Below are 16,348 nucleotides of genomic sequence, written 5' to 3'. Positions count from 1 at the left end.
ACTATGGATATTAGTTTCTACGCTATGAACACTAACCTCGCAAACCTCACCAGGATCTCCCGCCTGGGCCTCGTCAACGCCTACCTCGTGCGCGAGGACGACGGGCTCACGGTGGTGGACACGATGCTCCCCGGTAGCCAGAGGCACATCCTCGCCGCGGCCCGGGCGATCGGACTGCCGATCACGTGCATCGCGCTGACCCACGCCCACGGCGATCACATCGGGTCGCTCGACGCGCTGGCCGCGGCGCTGCCCGACGCCGAGGTCTGCATCTCGGCCCGCGACGCGCGGCTGTTGGCCAAGGACCGCACGCTGGACCCGGGGGAGCCCCGGGACAAGCTGCGCGGCGGCCTGCCCGGCGCGAAGACCCGGCCCACGCGGACGCTGGCCCACGGCGACCGCGTCGGCTCGCTGGAGGTCGTCGCCACGCCCGGCCACACGCCGGGCCATGTCGCGTTCCTGGACACGCGCGACGGCACGCTGCTGTGTGGCGACGTGTTCACCACAGTCGGCGGGGTCGCGACGACGTCGCAGGCCAACTGGCGGTTCCCGCTGGCGTCCATGGGCACGTGGAACGGGGAGATCGACCTCGCCAGCGCGCGGGCGCTGCGCGCGCTGGGCCCGTCCGTCCTGGCCCCGGGGCACGGTGGCGTCGTGGCCTCGCCGGTCGCCGCGATGGACGCCGCGATCGCCAAGGCGGCCTGACCGCCGTGGCCCGTCCCGGGCTCGACCACGACCGGGTGGTCGCCGCCGCCGCGCAGCTCGCGGACGCCGAGGGGCCCGAGGCGCTCACGCTCGCCCGCGTGGCGACGGTGCTCGGCGTGCGCCCGCCGTCGCTCTACAACCACGTCGACGGGCTCGAGGGCCTGCGGCGCGGCATCGCACGGCGGGCGCTGCGCGAGCTCGGCGCCGAGCTGCGGGCCGCCGCCACCGGCCGCTCGGGGCCCGACGCGCTGATGGCCGTCGCCACGGCCTACCGCGCCTACGCGCGGGCGCACCCCGGCGGCTACGCGCTCGTCCAGACCCCGGACCCGGCGCTGGCCGGCGAGGCGCGCGAGGTCGTGCAGACCGTGCTCGACGCACTGCGCGGCTACGACCTCGGTGAGGACGACGGCGTCCACGCGGCGCGCGCGTTCCGCTCGGCGGTGCACGGCTTCGTCACGCTGGAGGCCGCCGGCGGGTTCGGGATCCCCGTCGACGTCGAGGAGTCCTTCCGCCGGCTCGTGGTCGTCGTCGCCGCCGGGCTGGATCGCCGCCCCGCGGGCTGAGCCGCCCTCAGAGGTCGACGACGGCCAGCCCGGGGATCCGGCGGCGCAGCTCGTCGGTCAGGACACGGCGGTGGCAGGTCGCCGGATCGGCCTCCAGGCACATGAGCGCCGTGGGCGGCGCGGTGGGCAGCTCGCGCGCCAGGTCGTCGAGGTCCTCCGCCGCGGCCGACGTGACGTGGGCGCGGAACGCGGCCTCACCCTCGGCCAGCCGGTGGTGCTTGTAGAACCACCGGATGTCGGGCGGCGTGCCGAGCGCGCGGCGGTGCTCGTAGGCGATGCCGTGCTCGCCCAGCAGCTCGCCCAGCCGCGTCTTGGACAGGCCCGCGCGGCGGGACTGCGCCCGCTCGCGCACGTCGATCAGGCGGCGCACGCCGGCGACCTGCAGCTCGGCGACGAGCTCGGGCGCCAGCAGGCGCTCGTAGCCGATGGTCCAGACGGTGGTCATGCCCGCCCCAGGTCGGCGAAGCGGTCGCGCAGCTCGCGCTTGAGCACCTTGCGGCTGGGGCCCAGGGGCAGCTCGTCGACGAAGGCGACGTGCCGCGGGCGCTTGTGGCGGGCGATGCGCTCGCCGGCCCAGGCCAGCAGCTCGTCCTCGCCGGCCTCGGCCCCGCCGGCCCGGACCACCACGGCCAGCACCTCCTCGCCGTGGCTGGAGTGGGGGATGCCGACGACCGCGACCTGGTCGACGGCCGGGTGGCGCACCAGGACCTCCTCGACCTCGCGCGGGTAGACATTGTAGCCGCCACGCAGGATGAGGTCCTTCTTGCGGTCGACGATCCGCAGGAAGCCGCGGTCGTCCTTCGTCCCCAGGTCGCCCGAGCGGAACCACCCGTCGACGATCGCCGCGGCGGTCGCCTCGGGCCGCTCGTGGTAGCCGGCGAAGACGTTGTGGCCGCGGATGACGATCTCACCGACCTCGCCCGGGCCCATCAGCACGACCTCGTCCTCGACCTCGGCGTCGGCGATCTCGGCCTCCACGCCCCAGATCGGGTGCCCGATGGAGCCGGGCTCGATGCCGTACTCGAGCTGGTTGACCGTCGCCGTCGGAGAGGTCTCCGAGAGGCCGTAGCCCTCCTGGACGCGGACGCCGAACGTCGCCTCGAACTCCTCCAGCACCCGGACGGGCAGCGGCGCGCCGCCCGAGACGCACAGGCGCAGGCGCGGGACGGGGGCGCCGTCGCGGGCGGCGGCCAGCAGGCCCATGTACATGGTCGGCACGCCGAGGAACGCGGTGACGCGGTGCTCGGCCATGAGCGCCAGCGCCTCGTGCGGGTCGAAGCGCGGCTGCAGGACCAGCGTGCCGCCGGCCAGGAACGTCCCGTTCAGGGCGACGGTCTGGCCGAACGTGTGGAAGAGCGGCAGGCAGCCGAACATGACGTCGTCGGCGTGGATGTGGTTGGCGGTGAACGCGTTGACGAACGCGTTCATGACGAGGTTGAGGTGGGTGAGCACCGCGCCCTTGGGCCGCCCGGTCGTGCCCGAGGTGTAGAACAGCACCGCGGGATCCAGTGGTGCGCGGGCCGCCCGGGCCGGCGCCGGCCGCGCGAGCGCCGCCGGGTCGGCGAGGTCCAGCGCGGCGACGCCCGCCCGCGCGGCGGCCGCGGCGCCCGTCGCGGCCGCCTCGCCGGCCACGAGCGCCAGCCGCGCGCCGCTGTCGCGCAGCAGGTGGGCGATCTCGTCCTGCACGAGCATCGGGGCGACGGGGACGACGACGGCGCCGTGGGCCAGGATCCCGTAGTAGGCCGTGATGAAGTCGACGGTGTTGGGCGCCAGCAGCGCGACGCGGTCGCCGGCGGCGATCCCGTGCTCGGCGAGCGCGCCGGCGCGGCGCCGGGCCGCGTCCCACAGCTGCGCGTAGGTGGCGCGCCGGTCGCCCTCGACGGCTGCGATGGCGTCGGGCCGGCGCTGGGCGGATTCCTGCAGGACGGAGGCGAGGGAGAGGTGCATCCCCCCTCCTGTACCGCATCGCGCCCGCGGCATGCGTGGCCGTCAGGGCCCGGCGTCCTCCCAGGGCGCGCCGTCGTCCCAGCGCGCGGCCAGCTCGACCGGGGTCATCAGCGCGGCGGGTTCGGGGTCGGCCGCGGCCCGGATGCGCAGGCGCTCCAGCGGCAGCGGCCGGCGGCCGGCGACGAGCACCACGTTGCCGGCCCGGCGCCCGCGCAGCACGGGGCCGGCGCCCAGCGCCGCGACCTGCGGCAGGCAGGCGCGCAGCCCGGCGGCCACGGCGCACACGTCGGCCAGCGGCGGCACGTCGACGACGTTGACGGCCAATGCGCCGGCGGGCGCGAGGACGCGGGCGGCGTCGGCCAGGGCCTGCACGGTCGCCAGGTGGCGCGGGACGCGCGCGCCGACGAAGGCGTCGAGGACGATGAGGTCGGCGCTGGCGTCGGCGCGCCCGGCCAGGAAGCGGCGGCCGTCATCGTGGCGGATGCGCAGCCCGTGGGCGCGGCGCAGGCCCAGGTGCGCGCGGGCGATCTCCAGGACGTCGGCGTCGACCTCGACGACGATCTGGCGGCGGGCGCCGTCGGCCGCGGCCAGCGCGCGGGCCAGCGCGCAGCCCGCACCGCCGATGTGGACGATCCGCCGCGCGCGCAGGGCCTCGGCGAGGTCGCGCACGCGCCGCAGGTAGTCGAACTCGAGGTGGCGCGGATCGGCCAGGTCGACGTAGGAGGCGTCCATGTCGCCCTGGCGCAGCAGGCGCCCCGACGGGCGCCCGGCGTCCCGGGAGACGACGAGGTCGCCGACGGCGGCGAGGATCTCGGGGGTGGCGCGCCGGCGGGCCATCGTCACGGACCCTAGAGACCGGGGCTCAGGCTGCGGCGAGAGCGGCGCGCTCGTGGCGCCGGTGGGCCTCGTGCTCCAGCGCGTCGCGCAGGGCCCAGAACTCCGAGGTCGCCAGGCCGTCGACGGCCGGGGCGGGGCCCGGGGCGCGGTCGCCGAAGCGCAGCACGAGCCCGACGGCGGCCAGGCAGATCGCCACGCTCGCGACGTTGCCCGCGGCCAGGGCGACGGCGTGATAGCCCGCGAGGTTGACGTAGGCCATGAGGGAGTTCACCAACGCGCCGAGGCACCAGCCCAGGGTGGACTGGCCCGCGGCCGAGCGGGAGCGCAGCATCGCGGCCAGCTGGGGCAGCGCGGCACCGAGGCCGATCACGATGGCGGCGGAGGAGCAGAGGGCGAGGAGCGTCACGGGGGAGGGGAGGCCGGGGGACCGGTCGAGCAGGGAGGTCGACAAGGTAGGCGCCCCGGTGAGCCCGGAGGCTGTGAGGTGGGTCACAGGCCGCCGCGCGCAGCGGCGGCGGGGCTACCGCGCGGCCATCGCGGGCGTCCACCCGGCGGCGCCGGGCAGACGGGGCACCAGCAGGCACTCGAAGGCGCCGCAGTCGAGCCGCACGGGGCGCCCGGCGCCGAAGGCCGCCCCGGTGGCGGCACGCTCGGGGCGCAGCGGGTGCAGGCCGAGCTGGGCGTGGCCGCGGCGCGAGGCCGCGGTGCACAGGGCGCGCACGGCATGTTCCTGGGTGATGCGCCAGCCCGCCGCCACCAGGGCGCCCGCGTGCCACAGCTCCCAGCGCCAGCGCCGCAGGCCGATACGGCTCGGCGGCAGGGGATGGAGGGCGTAGGCGAACCTCGGAGCGTCGGTGCTCGACGTCACCCCTCCAAACTAGCGTCCCAGGCGCCGATACACGGGGGACATGCACCAGAGGACGCGGATCGCCGTGGTGCTGGCCCTGCTGCTGCTCGTCGTCGCGGTGCCGCTGGCGCGCAGCCGTGCCCACGACGTCCGCGCCGCCGCGCAGGGCGACGGGCGCGTCATCGGCCGGGTGTCGGCGGCCGAGCGCGCGCAGGGCCTCACGTTCGCGCCCGACGTCGGACCCTACGACCGCCAGGCGATCAGCGCCGCCATCGCCGACGCCGGCCCCCAGGCGCGCCGCCTGATCGGGATCGTCGACGGGCTCGTCGACCTGGAGGTGGCCGACCCCGGCGCCGGCACCGTCGGCCTCACGCAGTCGGAGGGAGCGCGCTTCAAGGTCACCCTCGATCTCGCCAAGGCCGCGCGCGCCGGCGGCCGGCGGGCGATCGACCGCCTCGTCCTGCACGAGCTCGGCCACGTCGTGCGCTTCGCGCTCGTGCCGGTCGCCGTGCGCGACCAGCTCGTCGCGCAGGTCCCGCGCGGCTTCGGCTGCGACGACGGCGTCAGCGGCGCCTGCGCCCAGCCCGAGGAGATCTTCGCCGAGAGCTTCGCGAAGTGGGCGACCGGCGACATCGGCGTCAACCTCAACCTGGGCTACGCCGTGCCGCCGCCCACCGACCTGGCGGCCTGGGGCGTGCCGCTGGAGCGCCTGGGCGGCTAGGGCCGCGCCGGACCGGCACGCGCGCGGGGCGGCCAGGCGGCCGGTTAGGGTGCGCTGCATGTCCCGAGCCTCACGCCCAACGCTGCTGGGCGCCGCCGTCTCGGCCCTCGTCGCCTGCGTCCCCGCTGTGGCTCGGGCCGCCGACCCCGCACCGTTCGGCCACGCGTGCGCACCCGCCAACGGCGTGCGCTTCTGCCCGACGACCGACCTGGCGTCGCGGCCGCTGAGCTTCGACGGCACGCCGATCGACGCCGACGTCACGCTGCCGGCCACCGGCGACGGGCCGTTTCCCACCATCCTGCTGCTGCACGGGCTCGGCGGCACGAAGACGTCCTTCGAGGACGCTTCGAGCACCGAGCCCTACACGAACTGGTTCTTCGCCTCCAAGGGCTACGCCGTCCTCACGCCGACGGCGCGCGGCTTCGGCGGCTCCTGCGGCCCGGCGTCGGCGGCCTCGCCCGGCTGCGCCGCGGGCTGGACGCGCCTCGGCGACATGCGCTACGAGGTGCGCGACGTGCAGACGCTCGTCGGCCGGCTGGTCGATGAGGGCATCGCGCGGCCCGACGCGATCGGCGCGACCGGCATCTCCTACGGCGGCGGCTTCTCCACCATGCTGGCCTTCCTGAAGGACCGGGTGCGGCTGCCCGACGGCGGCTACGCCCCGTGGACGAGCCCGGCGGGCACGCCGATCCGCCTGACGGCGGCCTGGCCGCGCTGGCTGTGATCCAACGGCGAGAGCATCTTCACGCGCAACGGCCGCGGGGCGTGGTCGCGGACGCCGACCGGCGTGGAGGCCAAGTCCTACGCCAACGGCATCTTCAGCGTGGCCTTCGGCGGCAACGTCGCACCCACGGGCGGCGACCTGTCGGCCGACGTCCACCTCTGGAAGCAGCAGCTCGACGCGGGCACGTTCGGCGGCGCGACGCAGGCCACGCTCGACAACGCCTACGCCTACCACGGGGTGGCGGGGATGACGCGCGCCGCCGGCGGCGCCGCGCCGCTGCTGCTGCAGTCGGGCTGGACCGACGCGCTGTTCCCCGTCGGCCAGTCGCTCGGCGCCTACGACGCGCTGCGCAAGGCCGACCCGTCGGCACCCGTCGCGCTGCAGGTCGCCGACCTCGGGCACGGCCCCGGGGTCAACCACCCCGCCGACGTCGCCGCCTTCGACCGCCAGGGGCTGGCGTTCTTCGACGCCTGGCTGAAGGCCACGGCGGCCGGCAGGCCGGCGCCGGGCAGCGCCACGGCCTACACCATGGTCTGCCCGGCGAGCGCGCGCTCGGGCGGCGGGCCGTACACCGCCGCGTCGTTCGCCGCGCTGGCCCGCGGGCGGTTCACGCTGGCCGCGACCGGGGCGCTGCGGATCACGTCGAACGGCGCGAGCGCCAAGCTCGCCGCGGCCGTCGCCGGCCTGAGCCCGGCCGGGGCGCTCTGCACGCCGCGGGCGCCGGACCGCACGAGCCACGCGATCGTCTCGGCCGTCTCGCCGGGCCTGACGCTGCTCGGGCTCCCGGTCATCACGGCGACGGTGGCCACGAAGGGGCGCGACGGCCAGCTCGACGCTCGCGTGTGGGACCGCGACCCCGGGACGGGGCGGCAGCGGCTCATCACGCGCGGCGCCTACCGGCTGACCGACCATCAGCAGGGCCGCGTGAGGTTCACGCTGGACGGCAACGGCTGGCGCTTCGCCAAGGGCCACCGCATCGTCGTCGAGCTCCTCGGCCGCGACGACCCCACCTACGGGCCGTCGCCCGCGGCGTTCCGCGCCACGCTGACGAAGGTCCGCGTCGCCCTGCCCGTCCGCGAGCGGCCGAGCGCGACGGCGCACGTCACCCGCCCCTGACGCGATCGTCGTGCACCGCCGGTCGCCCGACGGGGACCGGGAGACGGTCGAGCGCTCGCCGCACCCGGCGCTGGCCGGGCTGGTCGGCGCGGCTGCCTGGGCTCCACCGAGCGCCCGGCGCCGCTGCGGCGCCTCGAGGTGCCCCATCCACGCATCACGGTGCTCCTCGACCTCGGGCCGCCCATCGAAGGTCGCGGCCTGAGCCGGTAGCCTCCGAAGGATCCGCTAGAGCGATCTACCGAGAACGGAGGGCACCATGCCCGCATCGCCCCGCCGCAGCGCCCTGGCCGGCCTCGTCGCCGGCGCCGCGCTGCCGACGCTGTACGCCGAGGCGGTCCGCCGGCTGTTGCGCCGCAACGTCGCGCGCGTCAACGCCGGCGACCCCGAGCCGCTCTTGCGCACCTACGCCGAGGACGTCGTGCTGACGTTCCCGGGCCACAGCTCCTGGGGCGGCACCTTCCGGGGCCGCGCCGAGGTCGAGCCGTGGGTGCGGCGCTTCATCGCCGCCGGCCTCGAGCTGACGCCGGAGGCGATCGTCGTCGACGGGCCGCCGTGGGCCACACGCGCCTGCCTGCGGTTCACCGACCGCCACGTCGCCGCCGACGGCAGCGTCCCCTACGAGAACCAGGGCGTCATCTATGCACGCATCGCCTGGGGCCGGCTACAGGCCTATGAGGTCTACGAGGACACGCACCGGACGGTCGCCTTCGACGCCTACCTCGCCGACCACGGGCTGCCCGGGGCCGCGCCGCTCCCATCCGTCCAAGACCCGGCGCCGGGCGCGGGCTAGTTGTTCTGCCTCAGGTCGTTCCGAACGCGGGTGATGGGCGGCCGGTTGCCGAGCGAGCTGTGGTTCCGCTCGTTGTTGTAGTGGTGCAGCCAGTGTGGCAGCGCTGCGGCTCTGGCGTCGCTTGAGCGGTAGCGCTGTCCCAGGCCCCATTCGCGTTTGAGGGTCTGCTGGTAGCGCTCGACCTTGCCGTTGTGGCGCGGCGTGCGGGGCGCGATCGTGCGATGCCGGATGCCGTGGCTGTCAAACAGGGCGGCCAGCGCCTTGTTGTGGGTGTAGGTCCAGGCGTTGTCGGTCTGCCAGCGCTCGATGATGATGCCGTGCGCAGCGAAGAACGCGATCGCCCGCTCGGTGAAGCCGATGACGGTGGCGGCCTTCTCGTCGCGGTGCAGCTCGGTGTAGGCCAGGCGGCTGTGGTCGTCGATCGCGCTGTGGGCGAACTCGTAGCCGACACGCTGGCGCTTCTCGGCGCCCGTGCGGTGACGGTTGCCGGTGACGGCATGGCCGGGTGAGGAGAACCGCGCGAAACGCTTGACGTCGTTTTGGATCAACGCCCCAGGGCACGGCCACTCAAAGCGCTGCACCGCCTCTCGGGGCGCCGGCGGCTGGCGCGACATGCCGCGCCGCTTCAGACAGCGCGAGACCGTCGCGTGCGCGATGCCGAGCTCGGAGGCGATCAGGCGCGGCCCCCAGCCCGTCCGCGTCCGCGCCTGGCAGACACGGTCGTGCAGCTCGTCGCTGGACCGCGTCGGCTGGCGATGCGGCGTCGAGGGTCGATCCTGCGCCCACGCGCCCGACGCTCGCTCGGCGTCTGAGGCGTTGCGGTACCGGTCGATCCAGTACTGCACCGTCGACACGCTCACCCGCCGACGGGCCGCTGCCTGGCGTCGAGGAAGTCCCTCGCCAAGACACCAATCAACCAGCTCGACACGCTGCCAGCTGGGCAGCCACCTACGCTTGCACTGCATCCGGGCTGATGACCTCCGAGGCCGTTGGATCCTTGAGAAGACCCACAGCCTCTGTCTCAGCCCGGATGCCTCAACTTCAGCCCTCAGACGTTCGGAACGTCCCGAGGCACGTCACCTAGGCTCGCGCCCGACGGGCTCCTCGCCCACGTCGAGCTGCGCGCCGCCGACGGCCGGGTGACGGTCGGCGAGCAGCGGCGGGGTGCGCCGCTGCCGTCGGGGCCCTCGACGGTCCACGTCGTCGTGGAGGACCCCGGCGCCCACCACGCCCGCGCCGTGGCCGCCGGCGCGACCGTCGTCGGCGAGCTCATCGATCAGGACGACGGATCGTGCGAGTACGCCGCAGCCGACCCGGCCGGCGACGTCCGGTCCTCTGGGACCCACCGGCCCGGCTGAGCTCAGGGCGCCGGCGGCGGCGCGTGGGCCACGAAGACCGCGACCTTGGCGTGGTGCAGCACGTGGCGGCTGACGCTGCCCGCCATGGACCCGATGCGCCCGAGCCCGCGGGCGCCGAGGATGATCACGTCGTGGCCGGACTCGGCGACCTCGGCCAGGATCTCGGGCCCGGCGTGGCCGTGGCGCAGCACGGAGCGCACGGGCTGGTCGCCGGGGATCTGGTCGACCGCCGCGCGCAGGGTGCGCTGGCCCTCGCGGTCGGCCTCCTCCTGCAGGGCGGCCGGGTCGACGGGCACGCTCCACGTCGAGGCGGCCCCCTCGCGCACGTTGGGCACGACCGTCATCACCGTCAGGCGCGCGTGGTCGGCGGCGGCCAGTCGGATCGCGCGCCTGAGCGCCAGCTCGCTGTGCGCGGAGCCGTCGACGGCCACCAGGATGCTGCGGAACGGCGCGTCGCGGTCGTCCATCCCCAGGGGTTCTACCCGGCGGGCGCGCGGGGCGCGCCGCCGCCCGGGTCCGCAGCCAAGGGGATGAGCGGGTCCCGGATGCGGCGCGCCGGCCGCACTAGGCTTGCGTCCGTGACCCCACCCGCCACACGACGCGCCCCCCGTCGCGACGCCCAGCGCAACCGCGAGCGCATCCTGACCGCCGCACGCGAGGTCGTCGCCGAGCGCGGCGTCGGCGCCACGATGGAGGACATCGCCGCGCGCGCCGGCGTCGGCGTCGGCTCGCTGTACCGCATGGTGCCGACCAAGGACGAGCTCTTCGCGGGCATCCTGGCCGAGGAGGCCGAGCGCATGGCCGACGCGGCGCAGCGCGCGCTCGCGCTGCCCGAGGGCGAGCGGGCCTTCCTGGCCTGGATGGCCGAGGCGGCCGAGTGGGGCGCGGCCAACCGCGCGTTCATCAACGTGCTCGCCGCCCGCGACGCGAGCGAGCCGATGCCCCGGCTGCTCTCGGCCCGCCTGCGCGCGCTGCTGCGCGAGCTCGTCGCCCGCGGCCAGGCCGACGGGGACCTGCGCGACGACGTCGCCGCGTCCGACGTGCTCATGGTCCTCCTGGCGACCGCGCGCGTCAGCGAGGGCACGGTCGACACGGCCAAGGCCTACTCGCGCCGCTTCCTGGCGCTGCAGCTCGACGCGCTGCGCCCCGGCGGCGACCCGCTGCCCGGGCGGCCGCTGACCGACCGCGAGCTCGAGCTGACGCTCGACGCGCTGGCCCTCAGCCGCCGGGCCGCGCCCGGCGGCCGGGCGTGAGCACGCCGCCGAGCGCGACCACGGGCCCGAGCGCTGGTACTGGGCGCTGCCGGCGGCCCTGGCCATCGGCCTGCCGAGCGGCCGGCCGGCGACGTGCGCGACACGGCGGCCACCGCGGCGCCACGCTGAGCGGGGCCGGGTGCGGGTGCCCGTACCCCGGGCCACGCCCAGGGAGATCCCCGATGCCGGGGCCAGCCGACAGGAGCATGCTGCGCCCATGTCCCGGTACCTCCTCGCCTCCTCCGCCGACGCCGCCGAGACCGACCGCGCGGCGCTGGCCGACCTCTGCGCCGGCCTGCGCGGTGACGGCCACGAGGTGTTCTGGCTCGCGCCGCGCGAGCACCGCGCCCTCGTCCTGGAGGCCGGTGCCGTGCACTGCTCGCCGCTGGTGGCCGGTACGACGGTCCCCGACCGGGCACTCGGGCGCCGGGCCCGCGCCGTCGTCGACCTCCAGCGCCACGTCGCCCAGGTGCAGCCCGACGCGCTCGTCACGTCCCCCGACTGCGACGACGCCGCCGACTTCGTCACGCGCCAGGTGCCGCTGCGGTGGCTGCGGGCGGCCGACGCGGCGTCGGCCTACGGGACGGCCGGGGCCAGGTCGTAGGCCGCGGCGTCGAAGCGCCGCGCCTGCGCCCAGAAGCGCCAGGTGAAGTCCGGCCAGATCGTCGTGTTGCGGCCCGTGGCGTCCAGGTACCAGCTCGAGCAGCCGCCCGTGTTCCAGACCGTGCGCCCCATCCGGCCCTGCAGGCCCACGTTGTAGGCCGCCTGGGCGGCCGGGCGCACCTCGACCCGCCCCGCGCCGCGCCGGCGCATCTCGGCCAGCGCGCCGAGCAGGTAGGTGATCTGCGCCTCGATCATGAAGACGATCGAGTTGTGGCCCAGGCCCACGTTGGGGCCCACGAGCAGGAAGAGGTTCGGGAACCCGGCGACCGCCGTGCCGCGGTAGGCCTGCGGCGAGCGGTCCCAGACGTCGGCCAGCCGCCGGCCGCCGACGCCGCGAACGATCCCGGCCAGGGGGATGTCGGTCACGTGGAAGCCGGTGCCGAAGATGATGGTGTCGGCGGGGTGGAACGCCCCGTCGGCCGAGACGACGCCGTCGGGGCGCACCGCGGCGATCGCCGAGGTCACGAGGTCGACGTTCGGGGCGCCGAGCGCCGGATACCAGCGGTTGGACGGCAGGATGCGCTTGCAGCCGATGGCATAGTCCGGGGTGACCCTGGCGCGCAGCGCGGGGTCGGGGACCTGGTCGGCCAGGTGCTTGAGCGCCAGGCGCTGCACGGCGCCCATGAGCGCGGGTCGGTAGGCCAGACCCGGCACGAGCAGCTCGCGCAGCCCGTAGACCACCGAGCGCACGAGGCGCTGGGCGACCGGGACGCGCCGATACAGCGCGCGCTCGGCGCGGGTGATCGGCCGGTCGCGATGGGGGACGACCCACGGCGGGGTGCGCTGGAAGACGTCGAGGTGGCCGGCGACGCGCTGGACCTCCGGCACGGCCTGGATCGCCGAGGCGCCCGTCCCCACGAACGCCACGCGGCGGCCCGTGAGGTCGTGGTCGTGGTTCCAGCGCGCGGTGTGGAACACCGTGCCCGCGAAGTCCGCCAGGCCGGGCAGGTCGGGGACCGACGGAGCGCTGAGCGGCCCCGGCGCGGCGACGAGCACGTCGGCGGTGAAGGGCCCGGCCGAGGTCTGCAGGGCCCAGCGCCCGGCCGCCTCGTCCCAGTCGGCGCCGGTGACCTCCGTGCGCAGCCGGATGCGGTCGGCGATCCCGAAGCGCGTGACGCAGGCGCGCAGGTAGTCGCGGATCTCGGGCTGCTCGGGGTAGGTGCGCGTCCACTCCGGGTTGGGGGCGAAGGAGAACGAGTACAGGTGCGAGGGGATGTCGCACTGGCAGCCGGGATACGTGTTGGCCCACCACGTGCCGCCGACGTCCTCGGCGCGCTCGAAGACGAGGAAGTCGTCGTCGCCCTGCCGGTCCAGGCGGATCGCGGTGCCCAGCCCGCCGAAGCCGGCGCCGATGATCGCCACGCGGACGTGACGCGGCGGCGTCGTCGTAGGAACATCCATGTCTCGATGGTACAGTAACGTTTCTTTGATCGACGAGGATCCCGAACCCCCGGACGTCCTGCCGCGCGGCCGCCACGCCGCCTCGCGCGAGGTCGTCGCCGAGTCCCAGCGCCGCCGGATGCTCGTCGCGCTGGCCGAGGTCGTGGCGGAGAAGGGCTACGGGGCGACGTCGGTCGCCGACGTCATCGAGGGCGCCCGCGTCTCGCGTCGCACGTTCTACGAGCACTTCGCCAACAAGGAGGAGTGTTTCCTGGCCGCCTACGACGCCGGGGTCCAGAGCCTCCTGCACGCCATCGCCGCGTCGCCGGGCCCCACCGCCGACGATCCCGAGCGCGCCCGGCGCGCGGCCGCAGGCACCTACCTCGGTCTCCTGGCCGACAACCCGGCGTTCGCCCGCGCGTTCCTCGTCGAGGTGCTCGCCGCGGGTCCGCGGGCGCTGCAGCGCCGGGCCGCCGTGCGCGAGCGCTTCGCCGGCTTCCTGGCCGAGCGCCACCTGGCCACGGCGCTGCGCACGGGGGAGCCGCAGCCGCCGGCGCACGTCTTCCGCGCCGCCGTCGGGGCGATCGACGAGCTCGTCACCGACCGCCTGCTGACCCAGGGCGCCGCGAGCCTGCCTGGCCTGCTGGACGCCGTGGTCGACGTCGAGCGCCGGCTGCTCAGCCGGGCCCCGGCGCCGTGAGCACCGCGGCCCACAGCTCCGTGGCGACGTCGACGAGGCCGGTGATCGCCTCGACCGGTCCGCGCTCGATGGCCTCCATCATGAGCTCGTTGACGCCGCCGACGATCCCGAGCGCGATCCCGGGCGACAGCCGGCGCAGGCGCGGCTCGTCGCGGCGCACGGCCTCGCCCAGCTCGCACATCAGCCGCGCGTAGCGGCCGAAGACGTCACGGCGCATGGCCTGGGCCGACGGGCCGGCGGTCTGGACCTCGATGAGCATCGACCGCGTCAGCGGCCCGCCCGCGGCCAGCGCGCCGAGGTGGGCGCGGTTGACGGCCAGGAGGTGCCCGCGCCAGGGCAGGCCGAGCGCGCCGGCCTGCTCGTCGGCCTCGCGCATGGCCTCGATGACCTTGTCGGTGGCGGTGGAGTACAGCGCGACGTAGCAGTGCTCCTTGTCGTCGAAGTGCGCGTAGAACGTCGACTTGGAGACCCGAGCGACCCGCACGACGTCGGCGATCGTCGTCGCCGCGTAGCCGTGCTCGGCCACCACGGAGGCCATGGCCTGCAGCAGGCGCCGGCGGTGCAGCAGCTCCTGCCCGCCGCGCTGGTCGGTGCTCGGGGCTGGCCGCGCCATCCGCGAGGAGCCTAACGGGCGCCGGCCCGCCCGCGTGGCCGGCGCCTTCAGGATCGCTGAGCGACGCCGATCACCCGGGCATGCGTCACATCTGCAACCGCTGCCTGCGTCTCTGGTTCGCCCGGCGCGACGAGCAGCAACGCAGCTCCTGCCCGCACTGCGGCGGGGCCCTGCGCCCGCACTGACGCGCGGCTCCCTCGGAGCTCAGGCGTCGACGATCACGTTGGTGGCCTTGACGATCGCCGTGGCCGGCACGCCGGGCTCGAGGCCCAGCTCGTCGGCGGCCTCGCGCGACATGAGCGAGACGATCCGGAACGGCCCGCAGGCGAGGTCGACCTGGGCCATCACGCCGTCGCGCTTGACGGCGACCACGACGCCGGTCAGGCGGTTGCGCGCGCTCGTGTGCTCCGGGGCGGGGCGCTCGCGCAGGAGCGCGGCGAGCTGGTCGGAGCGCAGGTAGCGCTGGCCGCCCTGGCGCTCGAAGACGACGCGGCCGTCACGCTCCCAGCGGCGCAGCGTGTCGACGCTGACGCCCAGCGCCGAGGCGGCGGCCCCGATGCGCACGAGGTTCTGCATGTCGGCGACGCTAGCGCCGCCGCCGGTCGTTCGCCGCCTGACCCCCGGACGGCGCCCTCGGGAAGGACTCCGGCGCGACGGGGTCTTCCCGGGCATGTCTCCCGCCGGCGCCGCACGGACGATGAGCTGATGACGTCGGCCGTCGCGATCGCCGTTACAGTCGGCTCGATGGAGCCCGACGGGCCGCCCAGGCTGCTGGACCCCGCCCGGCTCGGCGACCACGTCGACCGGCTCTACCGCGCCGCGCTCGCCCTCTGCGGCAACCGCCACGACGCCGAGGACCTCGTCCAGGACACCTACGCCCGCGTGCTGGCCAAGCCGCGGCTGCTGCGCCGCGACGACGACCTGGGCTACCTGCTGCGGGTCCTGCGCAACACGTTCCTCAACCGCATCCGCACCGCGCAGCGCCGCCCGGCGCCGGTGGAGCTCGACCCCGAGCGCCATCCCGGCACGCGGCCCGGCGACCCCCGCGACCCCGAGGCCGCGCTGCGCATCAGCGAGCTCCTCGCGGCGATCGGTGCGCTGCCCGGCGACCAGCGCGACGCGGTCATCGCCATCGACGTCGTCGGGCTGTCCTACCGTGAGGCGGCGCGGGCCCTGCAGGCCAAGGAGGCCACGATCACCACCCGCCTGCACCGCGGCCGGGCACGCCTGGCCGGCCTGCTCGGCGCCGCCGACCCCGCCCCGGGCGCCTCGTACCGATGACCACCATGCCCCCCGATCCCGGCGACCCCCGTCCCGACGCCGACACGGAGGCCGTCGGGCGCGCCGTGCAGGCCGCGATGCGGACCGTGCAGGCGCCCCAGACGCTGCGCGTGCGGCTGGCCGAGCAGCAGGAGCGCTCCCAGGCGGGCGCCGCCGTCCGGCGCGGCCTGCGCCGCCCCGCGGTGCTCGCGGGCGCGCTCGGGGCGCTGGCCGTCGCGCTGGCCGTCGTCCTGATCGCGCTGCCCGCCGGCGGCCCCGGTGCGCCGTCGGTGGCCGACGCGGCCGCGCTGGCGCTCTCGCGGCCCGACGCGCCGGCGCCCGCCGTCAGCGCCACCGACGCGCGCCTGACCCGCGCCGAGATCGGCGGCATCGCGTTCCCCAACTACGGGCACGTGTGGCCGAACTGGCGGGCCACCGGCGCGCGCTACGACGACGTCGGCGACCGGGACGCCGTCACCGTCACCTACCGCGGCCCGGTGGGGGACGTGGGGTACACGATCGTCGGCGGGGCGCCGCTGGCGGTCCCGGCCGGCGCACGGCACCTGCGCCGGGGCGGGCTGGACCTCGCGGTCGTGCGCCGCGACGGCGCGACCGTCATGACGTGGCGGCTGGCCGGCCACACGTGCGTGCTGGCCAGCCGGACGGCGGGCGTGGCGCAGCTCGTGCGCTTCGCGACGCTGAGCTGAGGCTGCCGCGGGCCGGCCCGCGGACGGGCCGGCCGGCGGGTGCGGCCAGGCCGAGGCTTCGGCGATCGCCGACAGCGGCTTGGGCTCCTGGCTGAGGGCCGAGCACATGACGACGCGGGCGCCGGGGTCCAGCACGATGATCTCGCGCAGGGCCGTCAGGCCCC

At 76.0% G+C, this 16,348-nt stretch carries 22 protein-coding genes; 12 read left to right on the top strand and 10 right to left on the bottom strand.

Going from position 1 to position 16,348, the window contains the following annotated elements:
- The first annotated feature begins 24 nt into the window (after positions 1-24).
- Positions 25-705 carry an MBL fold metallo-hydrolase gene (locus tag FSW04_RS16800; RefSeq protein WP_146921310.1) on the top strand — a complete coding sequence of 227 codons (681 nt, stop codon included), beginning with the start codon at positions 25-27 and terminating at the stop codon, positions 703-705.
- 5 nt (positions 706-710) lie between these two features.
- Positions 711-1,268 (top strand): TetR/AcrR family transcriptional regulator, encoded by a 558-nt coding sequence (locus FSW04_RS16795; RefSeq protein ID WP_146921308.1) that lies wholly within the window; start codon positions 711-713, stop codon positions 1,266-1,268.
- Between the two features lie 7 nt (positions 1,269-1,275).
- Here FSW04_RS16795 and FSW04_RS16790 read toward each other — a convergent pair whose 3' ends face one another.
- The 5 genes from FSW04_RS16790 to FSW04_RS16770 form a co-directional block, all read right to left on the bottom strand.
- Entirely contained in the window at positions 1,276-1,713 is a 438-nt protein-coding gene (locus FSW04_RS16790; RefSeq protein ID WP_146921306.1) for a DUF488 domain-containing protein, read from the bottom strand.
- Entirely contained in the window at positions 1,710-3,215 is a 1,506-nt protein-coding gene (locus tag FSW04_RS16785; RefSeq protein ID WP_146921304.1) for a long-chain-fatty-acid--CoA ligase, read from the bottom strand. Before FSW04_RS16785 ends, FSW04_RS16790 begins: the two co-directional genes overlap by 4 nt.
- Before the next feature lie 42 nt (positions 3,216-3,257).
- Entirely contained in the window at positions 3,258-4,052 is a 795-nt protein-coding gene (locus FSW04_RS16780) for a spermidine synthase (RefSeq protein WP_146921301.1), read from the bottom strand.
- Between the two features lie 25 nt (positions 4,053-4,077).
- The gene (locus FSW04_RS16775) at positions 4,078-4,458 is read right to left on the bottom strand and encodes a hypothetical protein (protein WP_146921299.1); all 381 of its coding nucleotides are present in this window, start codon (positions 4,456-4,458) and stop codon (positions 4,078-4,080) included.
- 114 nt (positions 4,459-4,572) lie between these two features.
- Positions 4,573-4,920, bottom strand: coding sequence for a hypothetical protein (locus FSW04_RS16770; protein ID WP_146921298.1), 348 nt, complete (start codon positions 4,918-4,920; stop codon positions 4,573-4,575).
- Positions 4,921-4,960: 40 nt separating this feature from the next.
- Here FSW04_RS16770 and FSW04_RS16765 point away from each other — a divergent pair, with 40 nt between their 5' ends.
- The 4 genes from FSW04_RS16765 to FSW04_RS16750 all read left to right on the top strand — a co-directional run bounded on the left by FSW04_RS16765 (position 4,961) and on the right by FSW04_RS16750 (position 8,250).
- Positions 4,961-5,620: a hypothetical protein gene (locus FSW04_RS16765; protein WP_146921296.1), complete on the top strand. Its 660-nt coding sequence runs from the start codon at positions 4,961-4,963 to the stop codon at positions 5,618-5,620.
- Positions 5,621-5,678: 58 nt separating this feature from the next.
- Positions 5,679-6,344 (top strand): alpha/beta hydrolase family protein, encoded by a 666-nt coding sequence (locus FSW04_RS16760; RefSeq protein ID WP_146921293.1) that lies wholly within the window; start codon positions 5,679-5,681, stop codon positions 6,342-6,344.
- A 63-nt stretch (positions 6,345-6,407) separates the two neighbouring features.
- Entirely contained in the window at positions 6,408-7,460 is a 1,053-nt protein-coding gene (locus FSW04_RS16755; protein WP_146921291.1) for a CocE/NonD family hydrolase C-terminal non-catalytic domain-containing protein, read from the top strand.
- Between the two features lie 256 nt (positions 7,461-7,716).
- Positions 7,717-8,250, top strand: a complete 534-nt coding sequence (locus tag FSW04_RS16750; protein WP_146921289.1) for a nuclear transport factor 2 family protein — start codon at positions 7,717-7,719, stop codon at positions 8,248-8,250.
- Here the strand turns inward: FSW04_RS16750 and FSW04_RS16745 are convergent.
- On the bottom strand, positions 8,247-9,215 hold the full coding sequence (locus FSW04_RS16745; protein ID WP_146915806.1) for an IS481 family transposase: 969 nt from the start codon (positions 9,213-9,215) through the stop codon (positions 8,247-8,249). The genes FSW04_RS16750 and FSW04_RS16745 overlap by 4 nt on opposite strands.
- Before the next feature lie 174 nt (positions 9,216-9,389).
- On the opposite strand from FSW04_RS16745, the gene FSW04_RS16740 reads away from it, so the two are divergent.
- Positions 9,390-9,608, top strand: coding sequence for a VOC family protein (locus FSW04_RS16740; RefSeq protein WP_146921287.1), 219 nt, complete (start codon positions 9,390-9,392; stop codon positions 9,606-9,608).
- A 2-nt stretch (positions 9,609-9,610) separates the two neighbouring features.
- On the opposite strand, the gene FSW04_RS16735 is transcribed toward FSW04_RS16740, so the two are convergent.
- Positions 9,611-10,075: a universal stress protein gene (locus FSW04_RS16735; protein WP_146921285.1), complete on the bottom strand. Its 465-nt coding sequence runs from the start codon at positions 10,073-10,075 to the stop codon at positions 9,611-9,613.
- Between the two features lie 111 nt (positions 10,076-10,186).
- Here FSW04_RS16735 and FSW04_RS16730 point away from each other — a divergent pair, with 111 nt between their 5' ends.
- A complete protein-coding gene (locus tag FSW04_RS16730; protein WP_187368852.1) occupies positions 10,187-10,861 on the top strand; it encodes a TetR/AcrR family transcriptional regulator in 675 nt (224 codons plus the stop codon).
- A 217-nt stretch (positions 10,862-11,078) separates the two neighbouring features.
- Complete coding sequence (locus FSW04_RS16725; protein ID WP_146921282.1) at positions 11,079-11,465, top strand: hypothetical protein; 387 nt, start codon at positions 11,079-11,081, stop codon at positions 11,463-11,465.
- Here the strand turns inward: FSW04_RS16725 and FSW04_RS16720 are convergent.
- On the bottom strand, positions 11,438-12,925 hold the full coding sequence (locus FSW04_RS16720; protein WP_146921280.1) for a flavin-containing monooxygenase: 1,488 nt from the start codon (positions 12,923-12,925) through the stop codon (positions 11,438-11,440). The genes FSW04_RS16725 and FSW04_RS16720 overlap by 28 nt on opposite strands.
- A gap of 25 nt (positions 12,926-12,950) precedes the next feature.
- Here FSW04_RS16720 and FSW04_RS16715 point away from each other — a divergent pair, with 25 nt between their 5' ends.
- Positions 12,951-13,604, top strand: coding sequence for a TetR/AcrR family transcriptional regulator (locus tag FSW04_RS16715; protein ID WP_187368851.1), 654 nt, complete (start codon positions 12,951-12,953; stop codon positions 13,602-13,604).
- Here FSW04_RS16715 and FSW04_RS16710 read toward each other — a convergent pair.
- A complete protein-coding gene (locus FSW04_RS16710; protein ID WP_146921275.1) occupies positions 13,582-14,217 on the bottom strand; it encodes a TetR/AcrR family transcriptional regulator in 636 nt (211 codons plus the stop codon). The two genes, FSW04_RS16715 and FSW04_RS16710, sit on opposite strands and share 23 nt — an antisense overlap.
- Before the next feature lie 204 nt (positions 14,218-14,421).
- Positions 14,422-14,793: a TOBE domain-containing protein gene (locus FSW04_RS16705; protein ID WP_146921273.1), complete on the bottom strand. Its 372-nt coding sequence runs from the start codon at positions 14,791-14,793 to the stop codon at positions 14,422-14,424.
- Between the two features lie 129 nt (positions 14,794-14,922).
- On the opposite strand from FSW04_RS16705, the gene FSW04_RS16700 reads away from it, so the two are divergent.
- Both FSW04_RS16700 and FSW04_RS16695 read left to right on the top strand, forming a co-directional pair.
- Positions 14,923-15,498 (top strand): RNA polymerase sigma factor, encoded by a 576-nt coding sequence (locus tag FSW04_RS16700; RefSeq protein ID WP_146921271.1) that lies wholly within the window; start codon positions 14,923-14,925, stop codon positions 15,496-15,498.
- A 5-nt stretch (positions 15,499-15,503) separates the two neighbouring features.
- Positions 15,504-16,184, top strand: a complete 681-nt coding sequence (locus FSW04_RS16695; RefSeq protein WP_146921268.1) for a hypothetical protein — start codon at positions 15,504-15,506, stop codon at positions 16,182-16,184.
- Positions 16,185-16,348: the final 164 nt, after the last annotated feature.

The sequence above is a fragment of the Baekduia soli genome (assembly GCF_007970665.1).
In the GTDB taxonomy this organism is placed as follows: domain Bacteria; phylum Actinomycetota; class Thermoleophilia; order Solirubrobacterales; family Solirubrobacteraceae; genus Baekduia; species Baekduia soli.
Note: the sequence above shows the minus strand (reverse complement) of the source record. Positions and strands in the feature narration are given on the sequence as shown.